Below are 21,649 nucleotides of genomic sequence, written 5' to 3' on the forward strand. Positions count from 1 at the left end.
TCGGCATCCTAAAGAGCTGGCGCCGACGAGTGTGTTCCCGGTGCCTCCTCGAGTAGTTTCCCCGTGCCATCGCGGGGTGCGCGACCGCCAAACTGGACCTCATGCATAAGAAGGCACCGCGTCGGCCCAGGGGCTTGGGAAAGCGAGCCTGGGTGATCACCCAGTTCGTGCGCCGCATCCTGCGGGCGCTGGCCTGGTCGAACATCGTGCGGGTCACCGTGCTCGGCCGCGAGCTGGTCCCGGAGACCGGTCCGGTGATCGTGGCGAGCAACCACCTCTCGATGCTCGACGCCGTCTTCCTGTGGGGTGCCCTGCGCCGGCGCGCCGTTGCCATCGCCATGGCCGAACTGTGGTCGTGGCCGCTGGTCGGATGGCTGGTCCGGCGACTCGGCCAGATCCCGGTGGTCCGCCGTGACAGCGCATCAGGCCGATCCGCCATGGCACAGGCCGAGCAGATCCTGCGGCACGGCGGCGTGTTGATCATCTACCCGGAAGGCCGGCTGGTCGGCCCCGGCGAATACGAACCATACAAACCCGGTGTCGCCCACCTCGCTATGACCACCGGCGTCCCGATCATCCCGGTCGCCACCACCGGCACCGACCGGGTCCTCCCCATGCGGCGGACGCGCGGCGACGGACCCGCCTTCGACCGCCGCCACCCGGTGACCGTTCACTTCGGCCGCGCCATCGATCCCACCGACTTCGATGACCCGGACAAACTACTGGACCACCTCCGGCACCGAATCGAAGCGCTGCGGGAGAACCCCGCCTGACCGCGTTACGGGCCTCGGGTTACACCAGTTGAACGACGATGCCGCCGAAGCGTGCTTCGCTCATGGTGGCGGGGCGGCCGTCGAGGTAGCAGGTGCCGGTGCGGGTGACTTCGGCGCATTCTTCGTTTCGCCGGCTCGAGTCGGGGGCGAGGGTGTCGGTGTAGTAGGCGATCATGCCGCCGCTGAGGTGGGTGTTGAACCCGGTGACTCGGCGGCCGGTGTGGTCGGTGGTGCGGTTCGCGCAGTCGTCGCAGACCGCGCGGGGGTAGCGGCCGGTGTAGAAGGTGAGCTGGTCGCAGTGCGGGCAGGGCTGGGTGTAGCGGCGGCCGGGAGTTGGCGGCTGGAGCAGCGAGTCGTTGCGCGCGAGGGCTTTGCGGCCGGAATCCGCTCGATTGCCGGAACGTCGTAGGGCGAGCAGGACGAAGTTGGCGTAGTCGACTGTTTCGGCGTCGAGCGGCACGCGGCCGGTTCTCTCCTCGACGCGTGGGGCGTCGGCATCGTAGGCCTGCAGTGCCAGCCGTTGGGCCGCACCGAGTTCGCTGTCCGGGATGTTCCGGTTGGCGTGTTCGGCTCGGGCCAGGTGATCGGCGATCACGGTGTCGATGGTGCGTTCGGGTGCGGACAGTAGACCGCTGCCGTAGCTGGTCGTGGTCACCAGGACGTAGCCGTCCCGTTCGCCGCGGTCGGTGGCGAGGGTCTCCAGGAAAGCGAATCCACCGCCGTAGCGGGCGTTTTCGAGCTCCGGGTGGGTGTAGGGAATGAGGCTTCGGCATTCTGCGCCAGTTCGCGCGCGACTCGCAGCGCTTCGTCGTAAGTCAGCGGCTTGTCCGGGTCCGGCCGTTTCATGGTCGCAAGCCTATCGGCCGGTCCGCGCCTGGCTCGTGGGCATTGTTGTGCGGCAAGGGATTCCGCAGTGAGGAAACCAGCGGGTCAAACCCGGGCGCTGCCGCGGGTGTTCAGGGCTTCGACCGCGGTGACCAGGGGCGCCAGCTCGGGGTCGGCGGCGGCTCGGCGCAGCGCGCCGGAGAGGGCGGCGTCGTGGGTGGGGCGGGCCTCTTCCAGCAGGTCCAGGCCGGCGGGGGTGACGTCGGTGTAGATGCCGCGGCGATCGTCGGGGCACAGGTAGCGCTGGAGCAGGCCGCGATCTTCCAGCCGGGTGACGAGCCTGGTGGCGGCGCTCTGGCTGAGTACGACGGCCTCGGCGACCTGGTTCATGCGCAGGTGCCCGCCCGGTCCGTCGTGCTGGCGGCTGAGCACGACCAGCAGTGAGTACTCGCGCACGCTCAGCTGATGTCCGGTTTGCAATGCGCGCTCGATTTGCGCCTCGATCCGGTCGTGCAGCAGGGACAGGGCGTACCAGCCGTCGGCCAGGCCGGTCAGCGCGGCATCTGCGGTCATCTTCCCAGGATAGACGACGTCTGCAATAGCACGCGCTTGCAACTAAATGCGCATGCAATTATTGTGTGCGCTTGTTAAAGGTTCGCGCAACAATCCTGTGGAGGCTTCGCTCATGCCACTCGCCCTGCTCGCCCTGACCCTCGGGGCCTTCGGGATCGGGACCACCGAATTCGTGGTCGTCGGGTTGCTGCCCGACATCGCCGACACCTACGCGGTGTCCATTCCGACCGCCGGGCTGCTGGTCACCGGGTACGCCCTCGGTGTCGTCGCCGGAGCGCCGCTGATGACCGGTCTCGGCACCCGCGTCTCCCGCAAGCGCATGCTCCTGGGCATGCTGCTGCTGCTCATCGCGGGCAACGTGCTGTCCGCGGTGGCACCGACTTTCGCGGTGCTGCTGACCGGCCGTGTCGTCGCCTCGCTGGCACACGGCGCGTTCTTCGGTATCGGTGCGGTCGTGGCGGGCACCCTGGTGAGCCCCGATCGCCGAGCCGGCGCGATCGCGATCATGTTCACCGGCCTGACCGTCGCCACCATGGTCGGCGTGCCGCTGGGCACGCTGCTCGGGCACAGCTTCGGTTGGCGGCTGACGTTCCTGTTCGTCGCGTCGATCGGACTGATCGGCCTGGTGGGCGTCGCCGCGCTGGTGCCCGAGCAGCCCGCTCCCCGGGACGCGAGACTGCGCAGCGAACTCGCCGTCTTCCGCAATCCGCAGGTGCTGCTGGCGATGGCCATGACCGTGCTCGGGTTCGGCGGAGTCTTCGCCGCCATCACCTATCTCGCGCCGATGATGACCGAGGTCACCGGCTACGCCGAGAGTTCGGTCACCTGGCTGCTGGTGTTGTTCGGTCTGGGTTTCTTCCTGGGCAACCTCATCGGCGGAAAATACGCCGACCGGCATCTGATGCCGATGCTCTACAGCACCCTCGGCGGGCTCGCGATCGTATTGGCCCTGTTCACGGTGACGGCGCACAACAAGATCGCCGCCGCCGTCACTGTGGTGCTGATCGGCGCACTCGGCTTCGCGACGGTGCCGCCGTTGCAGAAGCGGGTGCTGGACCACGCCGCCGGGGCGCCGACGCTCGCCTCCGCCGTCAATATCGGCGCGTTCAATCTCGGCAACGCCATCGCGGCCTGGCTCGGCGGTGTGGTCATCGCGGCGGGCTTCGGCTACACCGCCCCCAACTGGGTCGGCGTCGCCCTGGTGGTCGCCGCCCTCGTATTGGCCGTGGTGTCAGGACAATTGGAGCATCGCGCGGCGGACCGCTCGGCCACCCCGGACCGGCGGTTGGTCACCGCGGGCGAGGCCTGAACGCTACTCGACCGGCTCGACCCGGCGCCGGAGCAGGCAAAATTCGTTGCCCTCCGGGTCGGCGAGGACATGCCACGAGGCCGCGCCGGGCTGGCCGATGTCGACCCTCCGCGCACCCAGGGCGAGCAGTCGTTCCAGCTCGGCGTCCTGATCGCGGTCGGTGGGGTTCACGTCGAAGTGCAACGGCAGTTTGCCGCCCCCCGGCGCGCTGCCGCCCGCGAAGACGAGGGTGGGCTGCGGTCCGCCGAAACCGGCTTCGGGCGGGCCGATCTCCAGGTGGGTGTCGCCCTCCCAGCCCAGCTCGACGTAGCCGAGGACTTCGCACCAGAAGTCCGCCAGCCGTTGGGGATCGGCACAGTCGATGACCAGTTCGGTGATCCTGCAAGACATGCGCGCGACATTAGCGGGCGAGGCGGTGCGAGGCGACAGGTTTTCGGCGGGCGGGGCCGGTGTGCCTCCCGTATCAGCCGCGGCCGTCGGGGACCTGCGCGACCGACGATCCGAGCGTGGCCGCGGCCAGTTCCCTCCAATTCGCCTGCGCGCCTCCGGCGCTCACCTCGGCGAACCTGTCGGCCCCGAGCCGGTCGCGCGTGGTCTGCTCGATCCGCGTCACGTCGGGCTGGGAACGATCCGGGAGACCGAGCACGCCGGTGCTCGCCGCCAGCAGCCGCGCGGCCTGCTCGTGCCGGTCCTCGCGCAGTGCCAGGTCCGCGAGCCCGAGCAGCGCGCGGGCGAGCAGCACCGGATGACCTGCCTCGGTGGCCGCCTGCAACGCCGCGGCGCGGTGCGCGCGGGCGGTGTCGAGATCCTCGGTCACGTAGCCGAGCAGGTCTCGCAGTATGCCGCGAACGTTCGGTTGCTCGACGTCATCGCCCAGCAGGGTTGTGGCGGTGGCGATTTGCCGATGTGTCTGCTCGGAGTCGCCACTCCAGCGGGCGAGTTCGGCTTTCGTCAGGGCCAACTCCGCCAGCGCGTTCGGCCACGCGACCCGTTCCGCGGACCGCTGCGCCTCGGCCATGGCGGCGGCGCTGGACGCCGAATCGCCCAGCAGCCAATACAATTGGGCCTGCCGCGACCGCATCGGCACCACATCCTCGGTGGCGCCGAGTTCGACGACGACCGCGATCGCCTGCTCGTAGTGTTCGCACGCGGCCGCGAATTCGCCGCGCATGGCGATTCGGTTGGCCAGTTCGGTCTGGGCGAACGAGATCCCCCAGCGGTCACCGATCACCCGGAACTCGGCCAGCGCCGTCGCCAGATAGCCGTCGGCGTCCGTGCCGCCGTCGCCGAGCTGGGTCCGGATCTTGCCGAGATGTAGCCGTCCCATGGCCCGCACCCAGGGGTCCGCGTCCTCCAGCAGCACCTCCCATGCGGGCAGAAACTCCTCCGGCGAGCGCAGCATGCGTTCCAGCGGAGCCGCGAAGCTCACCGCCGGGTGCCAGCCCGGCACCCGGCGGCTGATGTCGTAGGCCTTACGAATCCATTCCGCCGCGTAGAACTGGTCTGCCTGCCGCCCGGCGGACAGGAATTGGACGACCAGCCCGTACACCACGCCCCGGGTCTCCTCGGGCACCTCGCCGGGCAGTGCGACGGCGGCCATGATCAGCTCGCTGCCCTCTGTCTTGTGCCCGCCGAGCCACCAATACCAGCCGGCGGCCGCGGCGAGCCGCATCGCCTCCTCGGCCGCACCGGCCGCGAGCGCGCCCCGCATCGCCGCGCCGATATTGTCGTGCTCGGCCTCGAGGACGGCGAGCCATTCCAGTTGCTCGGCCCGGCGTAAACGCGGTTCCGCTGTTTCGGCGAGCTCGGTGAAGAAGGCGAGGTGTGCGCGGCGGGTGAGTTCCGCTTCGCCCGCCTCCACCAAACGCTGTGCGGCGTACTCCTTGATGGTGCCGAGCATTCGGTAGCGCGGCGTCGGATCGTCGACGGTGAGAATCAGCGATTTCTCGGTCAGGGCGGTCAGCAGGTCGAGCACGTCACCCGTGCCGTCCGCGCAGACTCGTTCGGCCGCCTCCGGGCTCGCGCCGCCGGAGAACACCGAAAGTCTGCGCAGCACAACGCGTTCGGCCTCGGAAAGCAGCTCCCAGCTCCAGTCGACCACCGCGCGTAAAGTCCGATGCCGCGGCAGCGCGGCCCGGCTGCCGCCGGTCAGCAGGCGAAATCGGTCGTCGAGCCGGTGCGCGAGCTGATCCAGGGACATGCCGCGCAACCGGGCCGCGGCGAGTTCGATCGCCAGCGGCATGCCGTCCAGTGCCCGGCACACGCGCGCCAAGGTCGACAGCGTGTGCGGATCGGTCGTGAGATCTTTGCGCACCGCGGCGGCTCGGGCGAGCAGTAGCTGGGTGGCGGGAGCGGACAGGATCGCACCGGGGTCGGCGTCCGCGGCGGGCAGGTCCAGCGGCGCCACCGGCCACAGCGCCTCACCGGTGATGCCGAGCGGTTCGCGGCTCGTCGCCAGGATTCGCAGCCGCGGGCACTCGCCGAGCACACGATGGGCGAAGGTCGCCGCGGATTCGATGACATGCTCGCAGTTGTCCAGTATCAGCAGCATCGACCGTTCGCGGACCGCGGCGATGAACCGTTCCACCGGCTCCGCGTCGGGCGCCTCGCCGAGCAGCGCGTCCCGGAGCTTGAGCGCGCCCAGCGCCGCTTGCGCCACGTCACCGTCGGCGCCGATCGCCGCGAGTTCGACCATCCAGGCGCCCTGCGGGAGTTCGCCGAGCATCGTGTGCGCGGTCTCGGTGGCCAATCTGGTTTTGCCCGAGCCGCCCGGCCCGACCAGGGTGGTGAGCCGATGGCTGCCGATGAGCTCGCGGACCGCGGCCAGATCGGCGTCCTTGCCGATGAAACCGGTCAGCTCGGCGCGTAAGTTGTGCTGCCGCTGCACCTCCCGCCGCCCGAGCTCGCCGCGCAGGAGTGCGACGTGCAGCGCGGACAGCTCCGGGGAGGGGTCGACGCCGAGTTCGTCGGCCAGTGTCTCCCGGGCCCGCTCGTAGACCTGGAGCGCGTCGGTGTCGCGACCGGTCGCGATCAGCGCCCGCATCAATGCGGCGATCAGCCGTTCCCGCATCGGGTGCGCGGCTACCAGATCGGTCAGTTCGGTGACCAGCTCCGCGCCGTGGCCGAGCTCGATCTCGGCATCGAACCGGTCCTCCATGGCGGTCAGGCGCAGGGCCTCGAGCCGGGTGACGGCCGCGTCGAACGCCGCGCTTTCCGCCAGACCGACGTCCTGCATGGCCGGACCGCGCCACAGGGCGAGCGCTTCGCGTAGTCGCCGCGGCTGCTCCGCACCGCGAGCCTGGGCGACGAGTTGTTCGAAACGGACGGCGTCGACGGCGTCGGGGCGCACCCGTAGCCGGTAGCCGTCGGTCTGGCCCTCGACCACGCCGTCGGGGAGGGCCTTACGCAGCCGGGATACCAACCGGTGCAGGGAATTCGCCGCGTCGGCCGGTGGCTGCTCGCCCCAGACCCAATCGATCAGGGTGGCTTTGGCGACCGCGTGACCCGGTTCGAGGGCGAGCGCCACCAACAGCCCACGTAGCCGCGCGCCCGGCACGTCGGCGAAACCGCCGTCGTCCGTGCGGACTTCGAAAGGTCCCAGAATCCCGATCTGCACCAGCCGATCTTGCCACGGGCGGTCGGACGCCTCCGATCGCCGACCGGAGCTGGTGTCAGGGCCGTGACAGTCCGGTGTCAGGCCCGGCGGCGAGTGTTGTCCCAACGACGAAAGGACATCCGATGACTCAGCCGGTTTCCCTCCCGAACGGACTGCCCATGGAGCGCAACGCGGGCCCCTTCGACCCGCCCCGCGAGATCACCGAGTTGCGCGCGGTGCGACCGGTCAGTCCGCTGGCTTTCCCCGACGGCCACCAGGGCTGGCTCGTCACCGGATACGACGCGGCCCGCGAACTCATGGCCGACACCCGGTTCAGCTCCCGCCAGGACATCGGCATCGTCCATGTGCCGTACGAGGTTCCGGGCATGCCCGTCCAGACCGAGCCGTCCCCGCAGATGCCGGGTCTGTTCATCGCCATGGACCCGCCGGACCATACGCGGTTGCGCCGCAAGCTCACCGGCGCGTTCACCGTCAAACGCATGAAGCAGCTCGAAGACCACATCGTCGAGATCACCGAGCGGCAGTTGGACGAGATGGCGCGGATGACCCCGCCGGTCGACCTGGTGTCGGCGTTCGCGCTGCCGGTGCCCTCGCTGGTGATCTGCGAAATGCTCGGCGTCCCTTACGAAGACCGGGAGACCTTCCAGGTCAACTCCGCCCAGTTCCTGGTCAAGGACCAGACCCTCGAGGAGAAGATGGGCGCGCTCATCGCGATCAACACCTATCTGGCCGGGCTGGTCACCCGCAAGCGCGCCGAACCCGGCGACGACCTGCTCTCCGATCTGGCCGCCGATGACGACCTCACGATCGAGGAGCTGGTCGGCATCGCCTTCCTGCTGCTGCTAGCGGGCCACGAGACCACCGCGAACATGCTGGCGCTGGGCACTTTCGCGCTGCTCGAGCATCCCGACCAGCTGGCCGAACTGCGCGCCGACCCCCAGCTGTTTCCCGGCGCTGTCGAGGAACTGCTGCGCTACCTGTCGGTCGCCGACATCTTCTACCGCTACGCCACCGAGGATCTCGAACTCGGCGGCGAACTGATCGGCAAGGGCTCGACCGTCGTCGTGTCCCTGCTGGCCGCCAACCGCGATCCCCAGCGTTTCGACAACGCCGACGCCCTGGACCTCCGCCGCGACACCCGAGGTCGTCTGGCCTTCGGTCACGGTGTGCACAGTTGCCTCGGTCAGCAGCTGGCGCGCATCGAGATGCGTGCCGGTTTCGAGGGATTGCTGCGCCGCTTCCCGACCCTGGCGCTTGCCGTCCCCGCCGCCGAGGTGCCACTCCGGACGGACATGAACATCTATGGCGTCCACGAACTTCCGGTTACCTGGTAGCCCGGTCGAGTACGGAAGGAGGGGGATGATGCGAATCTCCGCGAACTACGAACGCTGCATCGGGGCGGGCATGTGCGCGCTGCTCGCACCGGATGTCTTCGATCAGGACGAGGACGACGGCCGGGTCCGGGTGTCCGGCGCCCGACCGCAGGGCAGCGACTCGGCGGTACGGGAGGCGGTGGAGGCGTGTCCGTCCGGCGCGCTCACCATCATCGAGTGATTCGATCAGTTCCGTTTCAAGCTGCCGACACTCAGTGATCCGGGCGCCGCCGGACGCACCTCCTTGGTCACCTCTCGGACGTAGGTTTCGGGATCCTTGTCGACGGGCGTGACACCGGCGAAGTTGCGCGCCTCGTAAGCCGCGAAGGTGACAGCCAGCTGGTGGCGTCGCGACAAACCGGCCAGGCGCCGGAAGTCGGTGAGACCCTCGCGTTCTTCCTCGGCCATATGATCGCTGTTCGCCAGGTTCGCCGCCGCGACAGCCGCGTACCAGTTGTCGGTGCCGACCTGATGACGCGCCACCTCGGCGACCGCGTCCCGGATCTCGTTATGGTCGTGGATGGCGTCGAGCGTCTCGTCCTTCACCCCACTCGCCTTCCGGGCCGCGATACCGACCTCCAGCAGCGCCGGGTAGAAGATCTCCTCCTCTGCCAGCGCGTGCAGCTCCAGGAACGCCGCCAGCCTGTCCCAGATCGCGGCGAGCACAGCGGTCTCGGACCGATCGATCTGCTCCAGCATCGCGAACAGCCGCCGCTGTTCGCGATGGTCGTCAAGGATCAGCTCGGTTATATCCACCAATTCCTCCCTTGATTCCGCCCCTTGGATCGACGATAACCCACCGGCTTCCGTGCAAACCTCCTCCACAGACGGCTCGGCGGGTTGGATCCGCGGGTTGCCGTCGCCCGCGGCACCGGCAAGTTCGCTGTCGCTCGCGAAACCTGCTGTTGCCCAGCGGGTCTCGTATACCGAGATCCGTCTGCCGTGTGTCGATCGCGAGGGACCCGCGACGCCGCTGGTACTGGTTCGCCGGTTCAGTCCGGGCAGAGGTGCGTGATCGGCAGGCCGTGCCGGGCGCGCAGGCGCTCGGCCACCAGCGAGCGGTGGCACGCCGCCGGATCGCGTTCGACACAGAGCAGGGCGGTCACCGTATCTGCCGGCAGGCCGGCCACGAGTCGGCCGAGATCGAACTGGTCGAGGATCTCGCGGGTGTAGCGCTCGGTGTAGTCGGCCGCCAGCTCGACACGGTTGCGCTTGCCGACACCCCGGCGGTCGTCTTCGCGGTACTGCAGCAGGCGTAGCTCGGTCGTCGGGGCCAAGTCCTTTACGTGCCGGTAGTCGATGGCCGACGCGGCGAGTGCGCGCTGGAGCCGGGCCGAGTTGGCCCAGGAATAGTCGGGGCCTCGGACGCCGCGACGCTGGCGCAGGTCGAGCAGCACACCCACGCCCGCGCCGGTGAGTTGATCGAGGAAGCCCGCGGCCGTGAAGCCGTAGACGCCGATCGTCACGAGGTGCCGCCGCGCCGCCCTCGACGGGGTCTCTGTCATGCGGAACAGCCTCGCAGCGAATCACGACATCCTCTGTCGGGTATTGCTGGCATAGTTTTTCGTATGCGCGCCGATCGGTTGGTTTCGCTGGTGCTGTTGCTGCGCCGGCACGATCGGCTGTCGGCGACCGAGCTGGCCCGCGAACTGGAAGTGTCCACGCGCACCGTGTTGCGTGATATCGAGGCGCTGTCCGCGGCCGGGGTCCCGGTCTACGCCGAACGCGGCCGGCACGGCGGTTTCGCTTTGCTGCCGGGCTTCCGGACCGAGCTCACCGGACTCAACCACGAGGAAGCGCTCGCCTTGCTGGTCGCCGGATCCCGGCGTGGCGCACAGGCATTCGGCCTCGGCTCGGCGCTCGCCTCCGCCATGCGCAAAGTGGTCGACGCGCTGCCGGAAAGCTATCGGGACACCGCGAACGACGCCGCTCGGCGGCTGCTCATCGACCCCGAGATCGACCTGCTCTCGCGACGGCTGGACGCCGAGGAGGTGCCCGGCACCATGACCGAGATCCGCCGCGCCGTCTTCGCCGGACACAAGCTGCGCATCCACTACGCCGCTGTGAACGAGAGCCCGCGGTGGCGCACGGTGGACCCGATCGGCCTGGTCACCGTGCGCGGCCGGGGCTACCTGCTGGCCACCAGGTCGGGCGCGGACCGCACCTACCGGTTGTCCCGGATCGCGGCCGCCGAGGAACTCGCCGAGCCGGCACAGCGACCCGATCGAGTCGACCTGGACCGGATCTGGCAGGAACGCAGCACACGGTTCCGGACCGGCGGGGACCAGGTCACCGTGCTGGTGCGGATGAACCCGGCGCGCCGGGAACAACTCGTGGGCACCGCGCTGTCGGTCCGTACCGAAGAAACCGATCCGGAGGGCCGGCTGCGACTCGAGGTGACCTTCCAAGATCCGGCGCACGCGGAATGGGCGCTGTGGCAGCTCGCCGCGGATGCGGAAGCCCTTGCCCCGCAATGGTTGCGCGCCGCCATGCGGGACCGGGCCGCTGTGATCGCCGCTCGGTACCAGGAGCCGGACCGGGTCGGTGGGGAGACGGACCGATTTGGCGGGGACTACTCCGCTGGGTGAGGCTCCGACGGGTCGCGCGATGTGCGGGTCCGGACGAACGCGAGGAGGAAGGCCACCGCGAAGGCCGCGTGGATGACCAGGAATACCCGTGCGAGGTCGCGTGCGTGACCGGTCGCCACACCGACGACGTCGTTGGCGGCGACTACCCCGAAGCCGATCAGGTTGGCCGCCAGTACGGCGTCGCGGACCGGTGACGGTGTCGCGTTGCGGCACAACCAGTTCAGTGCCGCGATCCCCAGGAACGGACCGCCGAGCAGACGAAGTAGTGCGACGAGCTCCGAAGGCGGGTTCTCGGGCACGGCGTCTATCCCGAACCGCACGGGGACGATCAGCAGTGCGAGCCCGATGGCGAGCAGATAGCTGGCGGCGATGATGAGAAGCGGTTTGATCATGTGTACGGCTCCCGTCTGAACAAGCCCGGCTCGTCCTGATCCTAAGGCAGCGGAGGCATCCGTGTAGCCGACTTACGGGCTGCTGGGTTCGAGCCGGGCGGGTGCGGCAGCGCATACTTCGCGCGTCACGCTGCCGCGATAGTCGGATTCAGCGCTGTTTGGCGGGAATAGGCTCTACCCCAGCGGATTTCGCGGCCGCCTCGAGATGCTCTCGCGCCTTCTGGTCCGCGATATCGGTGGGATAGTCCGGCAGCGGAACCCCCTTCTGGATTTCTCGGACCTGTCGCGGATCGAGCTCCAGCACCCCGCAGACCCGCTCTCCGCCCGGGGTGGCGATGCCGCTGCGATACAGCGTGACCGGTGGACTCAGCCTGCCGAGGTCCTGCCGGGCGTGTGCCAGCAACCAGTCACCGACCGGGCCCCGCCGAGCATGAATGATGCGAACCACCGCGAAAGGGCGACGCGAGTCGGGTGTGACTGGGTGAATCCGTTCGGTGGTGAGAACACCGATGGCTTTCGAGTCCCGGCGGTCGATCACCACCCACCCCCAGTCCCACTTCACCGGTTGGTCAGCGGGTGGGTCGACTGGCTGGATATCCAGATCATCCAAGCTCGGCGGTGGTAGGGGCACGCCTCGAGTCTGAGCGAGAACGGCCGAAGAATCGCTACGCCACGCAGAGCGCGCGGACGCCACCTTCGGCGGACGCGGTAGCCCCGCCGCGTCCGGTCAGCGCACGACACCCGAGATGGCCGCTGTCACGAACTTGTCGACGGCGGCTGCGGTCGGGGGACCGGGGTCGCGGTCGGCGAACAATAGATGCGCGCCACCGACCAGCGAGAGGGTGAGGGACTCGATGTCGGCATCGGCGGCCAGGCGGCCCAGCTCCCGCTCATCGCTCAGGTAGGTGGAGATGGCGGTCGTCGCCTCCGCGAGGATCGCCATGCCGCCGCCGGGCCTGGCTTGACGGAGCCGTGCGCGCAGTCCGTCACGAAAGGTGATGAGCGGGATGATCGCCACCGGCACCGGTCCGAACAGGACGGTCAGCGCGCCGGTCAGATTGGCGGCCACGGTGCCGGTGCCGGCGGCCGTGCGCAGCGCGCTCGCCTCTGCCTCGAGCCGTGTGGCGCGGTCGAGGACGAGGTCGGTGAGGAAGGCGTCGAAGTCGGTGAAGTGGCGGTGCAGCACACCTTTTGCGCAGCCCGCTTCGTCGGTGACGGCGCGGCTGGTCAGTCCGTTCGGCCCGTCGCGTAGTAGCACGCGCTCGGCGGCGTCGAACAATTGCTGTCGTACGTCGCGAATATGCACCCCAGTCGGCACGGAAATCCTTTCGTGAGTCGATCGATTATTGCTTAGTGGGCACATGCCCACTAAGGTGGGCGCATGCCCACGACACCGCCTCGGCATTCAGCACCCACGTCGGCTCGACCGGAGGAGGCCCAGCGGATCGCCCAGTCGTTCGGCGCGCACGCGCAGCGCTACGACCAGGCCAGACCGAGTTATCCCGACGACCTGGTGGCGCGGATTCTGGCCGGGATTCCGGGGACCGAGGTGCTCGATGTCGGCTGCGGGACCGGCATAGCGGCCCGTCAATTCCAGGCCGCGGGGTGCGCGGTGCTCGGCATCGAACCCGATGCGCGGATGGCCGACTTCGCGCGAGCGCGCGGCCTGCCGGTCGAGGTGGCGACCTTCGAAGCGTGGCAACCCGGCGACCGGAAGTTCGATGCGGTCGTGGCCGCGCAGTCCTGGCATTGGGTGGATCCGGTCGCGGGCGCCGCGAAGGCCGCTGCGGTGCTGCGTCCCGGAGGACGGCTGGCGATCTTCGGTCACGTCTACGAACCGCCCGCCGAACTGGCGGAACCGTTCGCGGCCGCCTACGGGCGAGTGGTGCCGGACTCCCCGTTCGATGGCCGACCGGCTCGCCGTCCGCTCGAGCTCTATCGAGCGGGATACGCGCAATTCGCCGACCAGATCCGCGCGACCGAACAATTCGCCGATCCCGAACAATGGCAATTCGACTGGCAGCGGTCCTACACCCGCGAGCAATGGCTCGAATTGCTGCCCACCACCGGCGGCCTCACCCGACTTCGTCCCGAGCAACTGGCCGAGATACTGGACGCCGTCGGCCACGCCATCGATTCCCTCGGCGGCACCTTCACCATGGACTACACCACCTTGGCCGCGACCGCTGTACGTGCGGGCGCGTCGGCGATCTCGCGACGCTGAGATCGCTTCGCCTAGTGGGGCTTCGGGATTGCTGACTCGAATAGTGACGCGACGTTCGAAGCTTCGTCCAGCGAGGGCCGGGCACTCGACAATTTCCTGATCACCGAAAAGGCACTCGTAACAAATAGGGGCGATAAGCCGACATTCACCGGACCGCGTTGTGGAACGATTTCCCATGAGAGGGACTCGAATGAGTAAGCCGATTGTCGCCACCGCACGAGTCACGGTAGCCGCGGTGCTGGGTCTGGGCGTTGCGGCGGTGATCGGCTCCGGTACGGCTCAGGCCGCGCCGCAGGACTGCGCCATCACACGGGATCTGGTCAGTGCGACCGCGACGTGCCGAGACCACGATGCTCCCGCGGGCCGGGAGTACGCGCTGATCGTGGACTGCTTCGGCCTGCACGGCATACCGAACGCGTTTCCGTTGCTGGCCATCGGTCCTTACAGCGGCTCGTGGAGCGGTTCGTTCAGCCCATCGGGCCAGGGCTCGGCCTCCTGCTTGGGTCCCTACAGTGTCGGCACCGCCACCGGCGCTCGGGTAGTGATCTACCGCGACTGACCGGGTGCCCCGGCGCGGTCGAGTTGCTTCGCTACTTGATCGCGACGGGACTGATCGGGGTGCCCACCGCGCCGGGAATGCGCAAAGCTGGTGCGCACAGCAGGAATTCGTGAATTCCGTCCTCGGCACAGTCGCGACCCAGCGCCTCGAGATCCCAGATCTCGCCGAGCGGCATGCCCATATCGCGCAGGGCGAGCATGTGCAGCGGCATCAGGACGCCGTCCTCGGGAATCAGCACCTCGACGGCCGGGTTGTCGACGGCCACGGCGGCTATCTCGTTCTCGTGCAACCACTCCGCGCATCGCCAGCTCAGGCCGGGACTGCCACCGAACCATTCGGACTGCTTACGGGTTTCCAGAAACCTTGTCCACCAACCGGTCCGCACCAGCACGATATCGCCGCCGGCGAAGCCGACCCCCTGCGCATCGGCGACTGCCTGCAACTCGTGCGGCGTGATGACGCTGCCCGGCTCGAGCCGAGCCACATTGCGATGCCGGGCGATATCGAGCAGCACCCCGCGTCCGACCACTCCGCCACGCTCGGCGACCCGCTCGATCCCGAGCTGGGTCGCTCCGAAACTGGTCACGGTGGCGGCCGGGACACCGTTGTAGAGCAGTCCGTCGTAGTAGACGTGGGAGAGTGCGTCCCACTGGGTCGCCGCCTGCAGCGGCATCATGATGTAGTCGTCGTTGAACCGCATCGGACCGTTCGCGTACATGCCGGCTACCTGGGCTTCGCTGCGCCCGCCCCAGCCACCGAGCACCTCCGCGAAGTTCGCGTCTCCACCGTCGACAGCCATCAGGTGAATCGGGTTGCGCCGGAACCCACTCGACCCCTGCGGCCCATAGGCGTCGAACGGAACACCGAGGGAAATGGCCCGCCCCTGCCGGGCGCACGCGGCCGCCGCGGCGAGCCGCGCGGGAGTGATCAGGTTCAGCGTCCCGAGTTGGTCCGCCGCACCCCATCGACCCCAATTGCGCACTCGCTCAGCGACTTCGCGCCACGCATCGGTCACCGGACACCTCCACCTCGCCGTGTCGGACGATTGTTGCCCGCGGCGGGCGAAGTCGCCAAACATTCGTCCCACCAGGAGAGACGGCCGATCCCATCGAGCCGCCACCCATATCGTCCGCTACGCCCGAGGCCGGCCGCTTCGACAACGGCCGCGCCACCGTTCCAGGTGCAGGCGATAGGGATGTTGCGGGGTGTGCCGTGTTTGTCGCATGTCCCCGCCGCGTATCGGCGGTGCCGCGTGCGACCATGTGCCGCGTTGCGTCCCTCCGATCGGTCGAAGGAGTTGCTGTTGCAAGCAGTCAAGTTCGCGGGTGTGCCCGTCGTCCTCGGCTCGGCGCTGACGGTCGTCTGCGCGGTCGCCGGATTCCCAGTGCCCGCACCACACGACCTCGTCGCGAAGAACACCATCACGCTGACCGACGCCGACAACGGGAAGACGATCGAAGCCGCTGTGGGCGACGAGATCACGGTGCGCCTGCTGGCCTATGACGAGCCCGGCCGGCGCTGGGAATGGAGTGCGCCGAAAAGTTCCGACCTGTCGGTGCTCAATCAGGTGCGCAGCAGCCCGCCGCCCTCCGGCGACGCGTCGGCGCGTTTCGCGGTCGCCGCATCGCGGACCGCCGAGATCACCGCCGTGAGCAGTTGCCGTGGGTCCGGTCAGTGTCCCGGCGGCGTCCGAATGTGGAAGGTCACCGTCCAGGTCGACTGAGCGCTACCCGCGCGAGGAGATCTGCTGTACGCCCCAGCTGTTGCCGTCCGGGTCCTCGAAGAAGACGAAGCCGACATTGTCGAGGGGATCCGGTGTGGGCGAAGGGTTTTGGCCCAGCACCTGAATATCGGTGACTGCGACGCCGCGTGCCACCAGTTCCCGGTGCGCCTGCTCGATGTCGGGCACGACCAACTGGAGGCCCTTCACGGAGCCGGGTTCCATCGCCGGAACCGCGCCTTCACCGATCACAATGGAGCAGCCGGAACCCGGCGGCGTCAGCTGCACGATGCGCATACCGTCGCTGATCTTCGTATCGTGGTCGACTGTGAAACCCAGTTGCGCACTGTAGAACTCCTTGGCGCGGTCGATGTCCGAGACGGGAACGATGACGACCTCGAGCGTCCAGTTCATGGGTGTCCTTCCGGTTGGTGACAGACCTCGTCCATAGAGACGTCCGCACCCTTCGAAAGTCATCGTCACCCGACCGCCGGACGTCAGTCCTGCTCAGCAGGTCCCTCGGCAGGTGTGGTGTCGGTGCCGGATTTTTCACCGGGGTTCTTGCTGATGCGGCGGGGTTTGGCCATGCGCCGGATGCCACCGGCCGGGCCGCCCTCACCCGCGCGCCGCCGCCGCAATGCGTCGAGATCGACGACCGTCCCGTCATTCACGGCACCGCCCGGATCGCCCTCCGGCACGTGGTGCCGCGTCGCGCCCGGGTCGAGCGGCCACCAGCCGGTTTCACGCTGGAGTTCCGAGCGCAGCACGGGCCTGGTGGGCGCGGGATCGTAGACCGAGCCGCCGTCGGAGAGCCACGTCTTGTGCGGACGTTCGTCCGCTTGCCCGGTGATCCGCCGCGGGCGGCGCGGCAGCCGGGTGACTTTCGACATGCCCTCGGTCGGCTCGCCGGCATCCGGGTCGGCGGCCTTCGTCCCGTCCAGTTTTCTGCGCAACCGTTCCAGCGCGTCGAACTTCTTCTCGCCAGGTCCTGGCAGGGATCCCGGTTCTGGCGCTTCCCGGTCCGACATCGAACTAGCCGCCGACGAGTGCCATCGCACCCGTCGGCGCGACCGCGGCCGGTAAATCGGGCCGATATCTGGGCTTATTGCTGATAGTTGTCTCGCTCACGTCCTTATTCTCCCTCGAGGCCGCCGCATTCGGTTATCGCGTCACCTCAGAGCTACCACGATTCGACCAGCGGGGCATCATGTGCGCGCCGCCGCCAGTACTCGGTGAGGCGAACGAGCCGCTCCGGCGTGGCGATGCTGTGCATGCTCGCGATCTTGTCGTCCCGGATCTCCAGGATCGCGACGCCCAGGATTCGGTCGCCGAGCGTGACGAGCAGGGCCGGGGCGCGATTGACCACCACGGCATGCATCGAGGGCGTCCCGCCGGCGAGCTTGCGCTTGGCCGCTGACGGTTTGAACCCGTTCCGCAGCGCGTGCGCGAGCCGCTCCGGAGTGGGGTAGCGAATCAACTTCGTTGCCAGGCCCAGCCCGGCGCCGTCGGACAGGCCGGTCGCGTCGGCGGTGAGCAGCGCGATCAGCTGTTCGGTCTGTCCCGAGGAGGCGGCCTCGACGAAGGCCGCGACGATGCGGCGGGCGGCGGCCGGGTCGGCGTCAGCGCCGTTGCCGGCGGCGTTGATTCGACGACGGGCTCGGTGCAGGTGCTGCTGACTCGCGGATTCGGTGATGTCGAGGATGTCGGCGATCTCGGCGTGGCCGTACGAAAAGGCCTCGCGCAGAACGTAAACCGCGCGCTCGATCGGTGACAGCCGTTCCATGAGCGTGAGTACCGCCATGGACACCGATTCGCGCTGCTCGACGGTATCGGCCGGACCGAGCATCGGATCGCCGTCGAGCAACGGCTCGGGCAGCCAGGCGCCGACCGCCCGTTCCCGCCGCACGCTCGCCGAACGGAGCCGATCGAGTGCCAGATTCGTGACGACTTTCGTCAGCCAGGCCTCGGGCACCTCCACATAGTCCCGGTCGGCGGACTGCCACCGCAGGAACGCGTCCTGCACCGTGTCCTCGGCGTCGGCCGCCGAGCCGAGCAGGCGATAGGCGAGTGCGGCCAGCCGATTCCGGCTGGCCTCGAAACGCGCCACGGTGGCAGTGTCCATGCGCACGACTCTAGGCGGCGGCCGCCGTGGTCGAGGGTGCGCGCCCGGCAGTCGAGCGGTACCGGTGACCCGGTTTTCCGAAGGTCGGATGCGCCAGGCTCCAGGCGGCCATGCTGAGGATCGCGGACTTGATCCGCGCCGCCGGCCGGCCGCGCAGCGCCCACGACTTCGCTCGCGCGTCGCCGTCGACCAGTTGGAAGAGCCCGTCCTTGCGACCGAGACTGATGTGGTTGCCGACATACGACAGCGCGGTCGTGGCGATCTCACGTCCGGTCCGGTCACCGATGATCGCCGCCGTCGCCTGCATGCTGGTGTAGCCAGCGGACGCGCACGACATCGGCAGCGGCCGCCCGTTGTCGCCGATGACGAACGCACTGTCACCGGCGACATAGACATCCGGATGCGAGATCGATCGCATCTGCCGGTCGACGCTGATCTGGCCGTTGGGTCGCACCTCGAGTCCGCTGGCGGCGGCGATCGGGTGCACCGCGAAGCCCGCGGCCCACACGGTCGCGTCGGCGGCGAAGACGGTGCCGTCGGCGGCGACCGCCGCCGCCTGCTCGACGCGCTCGACAGTGGTGTGCTCGTGCAGGGTGATGCCGAGCCGGTCGAAGGTCCGCAGCAGATGCCGGCGGGCCTTCGCGCCGAGCCAGCCGCCGAGTTCGCCGCTGGTGACGAGGCGGACCCGGAGTCCTGGACGGGATTCGGCAATTTCGGTGGCGGCCTCGATCGCGGTCAGGTTGCCGCCGACCACCAGCACTTGACCGTTGTCACCCAGTTCGTCCAGCCGTGCGCGCAGGCGCAGCGCCGCCGGTCGTGCTGCCACGTGGAAGGCGTGTTCGGCGACGCCCGGCACGCCGTGTTCGGCGACGGTGCTGCCGAGCGCGTAGAGCAGGGTGTCGTATTCGAGCCGGTCGACGCCCGCGTCGTCGGCGAGAGTGACGGTCCGGCGCTCGGGGTCGATATCGGTCACCCGCGCCAGGCGCAGCCGGATGCCGGTGCCCGCGAACACCTCGGCCAGCGGGCGGTGCCGCAGAACCTGCCCGGCGGCGAGCTGATGCAGGCGCAAGCGCTCCACGAAATCGGGCTCGGCGTTGACCACGGTGATCTCGAAGTCGTCGGAATGCAACTGCCGGGCCAGGTATCCGGCGGAAAAGGCTCCGGCGTATCCGGCCCCGAGAACGACGATGCGGTGCTTCATGATTCGCTCCTGTCTGGTTCGCGTGTTCCTTGAACGAGACAGGACCCGATTCCCTGACAGCGTCATCCAGTGATGTGGGTCACTCTCGACCGGCCAGCTCGGCGAGGGCATCGGTGATGACGGCGGTGACCTCGTCGGGGTGCGTCTGCATCACCAGGTGCGGTGCGTCGATCTCGACCACCGAGCGCAGTCCGGCCCGCTGGTAACCGAACCGTTCGACCTCGGGATTGATGGTGCGGTCCGCGCTCGACACGATTCCCCAGCCGGGCTTGGTCTGCCAGGCCGCCGCGGTGGCCGGCTCACTGAACGCGATCGCCGACAACGGCCGCTGCGAGACCGCGAGCACTCGTGCCCGCGCCTGGTCGAGGCCCGCGGCGAAGACCTCGGGAAAGGCCGCGACGTCGACCGACACGTCGGTGCCCGGCTCGCCACTGGTCGGATACGGCGCGTAGACGAGGTTGGCGGCCAGATCGGAGTCCGGGAAACCACCCTGCAACTGCCCCAGGCTCTCGCCGACCTCCAGGACGTAGCCCGAGACGAAGACCAGTCCGACGACATTGGCGGCCACCCCGGCGACGGTGATCACGGCACCGCCGTAGGAATGACCGGCCAGCAGCACCGGGCCGTCGATCTGCTCGACGAAAGACCTGATGTAGGCCGCGTCCTCGGCCAGGCTGCGGTTGAACACGGGCGGCGCCGCCACCTTGTGACCTTGCGCGAGGAGTCGCTCGGTGACCGGTGCCCAGCTGGCGGCATCGGCGAAGGCGCCGTGCACGAGAACAATGGTGGTCGGGGAAGACATGGGTGTCCCTTCGGATCGCTCGGATCGATGGCGGTTGAGCCGCACTCAGTTTCCGCCGGGCAATCGACCGGTCGCCCCTCCACACAGGCCGCGAAAACCCCGGATCCGGACACCGGACCCCGCTCAGCCCATGCTGAAGGGCTGACCCCACAGCAGCACGTTCCCGATGTAATTGGAGCTGTCGATCTCGGCGGCCACGAAAGCGCGGGCTTGCGCGTATCCGCCGCAGCCGTCCACCGAGAAGGTCTCGTCGATCCAGGTCACGCTGGTACGGGGTCCTGGAACCTTGTTGTAGCGCTTGTGCGATTCCTGGCCGTAGTCGTCGGGTCGCTCCAGATCCAGCATCAGGCGGGCGACGGCTTGACCGGGTCCGAGAGTGATTCCGGCGCCGAACGATTCGGTCGGCGCGATCGGCACCGTGTTCGCGGACGCCGTCGCGGTCTCGTTGTTGGTGCCGGTAACTCCGCTGATATCCAGCTGACAGCCGACGAGATAACCGGGACTGATCTTGATCGTCGCGGTCGAGGCGCTCGGGCCGGCGAGTTCCACGCTCGCGCGGCCGGTTACCCAGACATTGCGGTGCACCGGCGTCGCGCCCATCGAGGGGCTGATCTTGGCCGACTCGCCGTCGATGCGGACGGTGACCGTGGTTCCGTCGGCCAGTTCACGCGTGATCGTGCCGCCGGGCAGCGGGATGAAGGTGTCGGCGCCGGCGACTGCCGTCTGACCGATCCCGAATACCGTCGCGGCCAGCGCCGCTCCGAGAATCTTGCCGAACATGCGATCCCTTCTGTCGGAACGGACCGTCAGCCGAGGCTGAACGGCTGACCGTAGAGCGTGGCCTTCACGTATTCGCCGCCGATGATCTCCACCACCGAGGCCTGGCGCGCTTGCGCCTGACCGGCGCACCCCTGGATCTCCATCGGGACGTCCTGATAGTTGATGGTGTAGCTGCCGCTCTTGACCAGCTCGATGTTGTTGATCGCGACCCACAGCACCTGGCCGGGGGACAGCGGAAAGCTGAAACCGCCGGTGAGACTGGGGGTGGCGCTGATGGTGAACGCCGTGTTCGCACTCAAGGTGCTCAACGCCACCTGACAGCCGACGATATATCCGACGGTGAGGTTGGACGCGCCGTGCGTCCCCGAGTTGTTGGTACCCGGGAAGTTCTTGGGTCCGTTGTTCGGTCCGACGACACCGTCGGGTGTCTCCACCTCGGTCGTCACATCGCCGGAAACCCACGAGGTGCGGCCCGCGCCATTGGCGGCCATGGACGGCGAAATGACGGCGCGCTCACCGCGACTCGTGATTTTCACGCCGGGGCCCTCGATGTGCCCGTCCGGCAACGGCACCACGACGTCGGCGGATACGGCGGCCGACGGCGTGCCGAGTCCGACGCAGACGGCGATGACCGGCACCGCCCACTTGCCGATTCGATTCCTGCTCATTCACCCCTCGCTCATTGTCGCGAGGCCGCACCCGACCGAACCGGAGTGTGACCGCGCTGCGCCAACATTCACTGAGGTAAAGCCTGGAGCGCCGTGACAGCCGTGGAGATATCGCGGGAGATGT

The 21,649-nt window shown here is 68.6% G+C and carries 25 protein-coding genes; 8 read left to right on the forward strand and 17 right to left on the reverse strand.

Going from position 1 to position 21,649, the window contains the following annotated elements; all coding sequences use genetic code 11:
• The first annotated feature begins 101 nt into the window (after nt 1-101).
• A complete protein-coding gene (locus tag BJ987_RS17000; RefSeq protein ID WP_209890739.1) occupies nt 102-773 on the forward strand; it encodes a lysophospholipid acyltransferase family protein in 672 nt (223 codons plus the stop codon).
• Nucleotides 774-792: 19 nt separating this feature from the next.
• Here the strand turns inward: BJ987_RS17000 and BJ987_RS17005 are convergent, their stop codons facing one another.
• Nucleotides 793-1,428 carry a hypothetical protein gene (locus BJ987_RS17005; RefSeq protein WP_209890743.1) on the reverse strand — a complete coding sequence of 212 codons (636 nt, stop codon included), beginning with the start codon at nt 1,426-1,428 and terminating at the stop codon, nt 793-795.
• Nucleotides 1,429-1,703: 275 nt separating this feature from the next.
• On the reverse strand, nt 1,704-2,171 hold the full coding sequence (locus BJ987_RS17010) for a MarR family winged helix-turn-helix transcriptional regulator (RefSeq protein ID WP_209890747.1): 468 nt from the start codon (nt 2,169-2,171) through the stop codon (nt 1,704-1,706).
• Nucleotides 2,172-2,283: 112 nt separating this feature from the next.
• Here BJ987_RS17010 and BJ987_RS17015 point away from each other — a divergent pair, with 112 nt between their 5' ends.
• Nucleotides 2,284-3,480: an MFS transporter gene (locus tag BJ987_RS17015; RefSeq protein WP_209890751.1), complete on the forward strand. Its 1,197-nt coding sequence runs from the start codon at nt 2,284-2,286 to the stop codon at nt 3,478-3,480.
• A 3-nt stretch (nt 3,481-3,483) separates the two neighbouring features.
• Here the strand turns inward: BJ987_RS17015 and BJ987_RS17020 are convergent, their stop codons facing one another.
• Both BJ987_RS17020 and BJ987_RS17025 read right to left on the reverse strand, forming a co-directional pair.
• Nucleotides 3,484-3,870, reverse strand: a complete 387-nt coding sequence (locus tag BJ987_RS17020) for a VOC family protein (protein ID WP_209890754.1) — start codon at nt 3,868-3,870, stop codon at nt 3,484-3,486.
• 73 nt (nt 3,871-3,943) lie between these two features.
• On the reverse strand, nt 3,944-7,096 hold the full coding sequence (locus BJ987_RS17025; protein WP_209890757.1) for an ATP-binding protein: 3,153 nt from the start codon (nt 7,094-7,096) through the stop codon (nt 3,944-3,946).
• A 122-nt stretch (nt 7,097-7,218) separates the two neighbouring features.
• Here BJ987_RS17025 and BJ987_RS17030 point away from each other — a divergent pair, with 122 nt between their 5' ends.
• Together BJ987_RS17030 and BJ987_RS17035 are read left to right on the forward strand one after the other, a co-directional pair.
• Nucleotides 7,219-8,430, forward strand: coding sequence for a cytochrome P450 (locus BJ987_RS17030; RefSeq protein WP_209890760.1), 1,212 nt, complete (start codon nt 7,219-7,221; stop codon nt 8,428-8,430).
• A 28-nt stretch (nt 8,431-8,458) separates the two neighbouring features.
• Entirely contained in the window at nt 8,459-8,650 is a 192-nt protein-coding gene (locus BJ987_RS17035) for a ferredoxin (protein WP_209890763.1), read from the forward strand.
• 5 nt (nt 8,651-8,655) lie between these two features.
• On the opposite strand, the gene BJ987_RS17040 is transcribed toward BJ987_RS17035, so the two are convergent.
• Together BJ987_RS17040 and BJ987_RS17045 are read right to left on the reverse strand one after the other, a co-directional pair.
• On the reverse strand, nt 8,656-9,225 hold the full coding sequence (locus tag BJ987_RS17040; protein ID WP_307869645.1) for a hemerythrin domain-containing protein: 570 nt from the start codon (nt 9,223-9,225) through the stop codon (nt 8,656-8,658).
• Between the two features lie 236 nt (nt 9,226-9,461).
• Nucleotides 9,462-9,974 (reverse strand): DUF488 domain-containing protein, encoded by a 513-nt coding sequence (locus BJ987_RS17045; RefSeq protein ID WP_209890766.1) that lies wholly within the window; start codon nt 9,972-9,974, stop codon nt 9,462-9,464.
• Nucleotides 9,975-10,037: 63 nt separating this feature from the next.
• Here BJ987_RS17045 and BJ987_RS17050 point away from each other — a divergent pair, with 63 nt between their 5' ends.
• Nucleotides 10,038-11,057 carry a helix-turn-helix transcriptional regulator gene (locus tag BJ987_RS17050; RefSeq protein ID WP_209890769.1) on the forward strand — a complete coding sequence of 340 codons (1,020 nt, stop codon included), beginning with the start codon at nt 10,038-10,040 and terminating at the stop codon, nt 11,055-11,057.
• Here the strand turns inward: BJ987_RS17050 and BJ987_RS17055 are convergent.
• The 3 genes from BJ987_RS17055 to BJ987_RS17065 form a co-directional block, all read right to left on the reverse strand.
• Nucleotides 11,042-11,449 (reverse strand): hypothetical protein, encoded by a 408-nt coding sequence (locus tag BJ987_RS17055; protein WP_209890771.1) that lies wholly within the window; start codon nt 11,447-11,449, stop codon nt 11,042-11,044. The genes BJ987_RS17050 and BJ987_RS17055 overlap by 16 nt on opposite strands.
• Nucleotides 11,450-11,597: 148 nt before the next feature.
• Complete coding sequence (locus BJ987_RS17060; protein WP_209890774.1) at nt 11,598-12,080, reverse strand: hypothetical protein; 483 nt, start codon at nt 12,078-12,080, stop codon at nt 11,598-11,600.
• A 96-nt stretch (nt 12,081-12,176) separates the two neighbouring features.
• Nucleotides 12,177-12,767, reverse strand: a complete 591-nt coding sequence (locus BJ987_RS17065; protein WP_209890777.1) for a TetR/AcrR family transcriptional regulator — start codon at nt 12,765-12,767, stop codon at nt 12,177-12,179.
• 63 nt (nt 12,768-12,830) lie between these two features.
• Between BJ987_RS17065 and BJ987_RS17070 the strand changes: the two genes are divergently transcribed.
• The gene (locus tag BJ987_RS17070; RefSeq protein WP_209890780.1) at nt 12,831-13,673 is read left to right on the forward strand and encodes a class I SAM-dependent methyltransferase; all 843 of its coding nucleotides are present in this window, start codon (nt 12,831-12,833) and stop codon (nt 13,671-13,673) included.
• 190 nt (nt 13,674-13,863) lie between these two features.
• Entirely contained in the window at nt 13,864-14,232 is a 369-nt protein-coding gene (locus tag BJ987_RS17075; protein ID WP_245365999.1) for a hypothetical protein, read from the forward strand.
• A 31-nt stretch (nt 14,233-14,263) separates the two neighbouring features.
• Here BJ987_RS17075 and BJ987_RS17080 read toward each other — a convergent pair whose 3' ends face one another.
• A complete protein-coding gene (locus BJ987_RS17080; protein WP_307869646.1) occupies nt 14,264-15,247 on the reverse strand; it encodes a cyclase family protein in 984 nt (327 codons plus the stop codon).
• A 288-nt stretch (nt 15,248-15,535) separates the two neighbouring features.
• Here BJ987_RS17080 and BJ987_RS17085 point away from each other — a divergent pair, with 288 nt between their 5' ends.
• Nucleotides 15,536-15,955, forward strand: coding sequence for a hypothetical protein (locus tag BJ987_RS17085; RefSeq protein WP_209890783.1), 420 nt, complete (start codon nt 15,536-15,538; stop codon nt 15,953-15,955).
• 3 nt (nt 15,956-15,958) lie between these two features.
• Here BJ987_RS17085 and BJ987_RS17090 read toward each other — a convergent pair whose 3' ends face one another.
• The 7 genes from BJ987_RS17090 to BJ987_RS17120 all read right to left on the reverse strand — a co-directional run bounded on the left by BJ987_RS17090 (nt 15,959) and on the right by BJ987_RS17120 (nt 21,525).
• Nucleotides 15,959-16,366, reverse strand: a complete 408-nt coding sequence (locus BJ987_RS17090) for a VOC family protein (protein WP_209890786.1) — start codon at nt 16,364-16,366, stop codon at nt 15,959-15,961.
• 83 nt (nt 16,367-16,449) lie between these two features.
• Nucleotides 16,450-16,980, reverse strand: coding sequence for a hypothetical protein (locus BJ987_RS17095; protein WP_209890790.1), 531 nt, complete (start codon nt 16,978-16,980; stop codon nt 16,450-16,452).
• A 152-nt stretch (nt 16,981-17,132) separates the two neighbouring features.
• A complete protein-coding gene (locus BJ987_RS17100; protein ID WP_209890793.1) occupies nt 17,133-18,074 on the reverse strand; it encodes a sigma-70 family RNA polymerase sigma factor in 942 nt (313 codons plus the stop codon).
• A 10-nt stretch (nt 18,075-18,084) separates the two neighbouring features.
• Nucleotides 18,085-19,275, reverse strand: a complete 1,191-nt coding sequence (locus BJ987_RS17105) for an NAD(P)/FAD-dependent oxidoreductase (RefSeq protein WP_209890797.1) — start codon at nt 19,273-19,275, stop codon at nt 18,085-18,087.
• 79 nt (nt 19,276-19,354) lie between these two features.
• Entirely contained in the window at nt 19,355-20,077 is a 723-nt protein-coding gene (locus BJ987_RS17110; RefSeq protein WP_209890800.1) for an alpha/beta fold hydrolase, read from the reverse strand.
• 123 nt (nt 20,078-20,200) lie between these two features.
• Nucleotides 20,201-20,857 carry an MspA family porin gene (locus tag BJ987_RS17115; RefSeq protein ID WP_209890803.1) on the reverse strand — a complete coding sequence of 219 codons (657 nt, stop codon included), beginning with the start codon at nt 20,855-20,857 and terminating at the stop codon, nt 20,201-20,203.
• A gap of 26 nt (nt 20,858-20,883) precedes the next feature.
• Nucleotides 20,884-21,525: an MspA family porin gene (locus BJ987_RS17120; protein WP_209890806.1), complete on the reverse strand. Its 642-nt coding sequence runs from the start codon at nt 21,523-21,525 to the stop codon at nt 20,884-20,886.
• Between the last annotated feature and the right edge of the window lie 124 nt (nt 21,526-21,649).

The sequence above is a fragment of the Nocardia goodfellowii genome (genome assembly GCF_017875645.1).
GTDB classification, from domain to species: Bacteria; Actinomycetota; Actinomycetes; order Mycobacteriales; family Mycobacteriaceae; genus Nocardia; species Nocardia goodfellowii.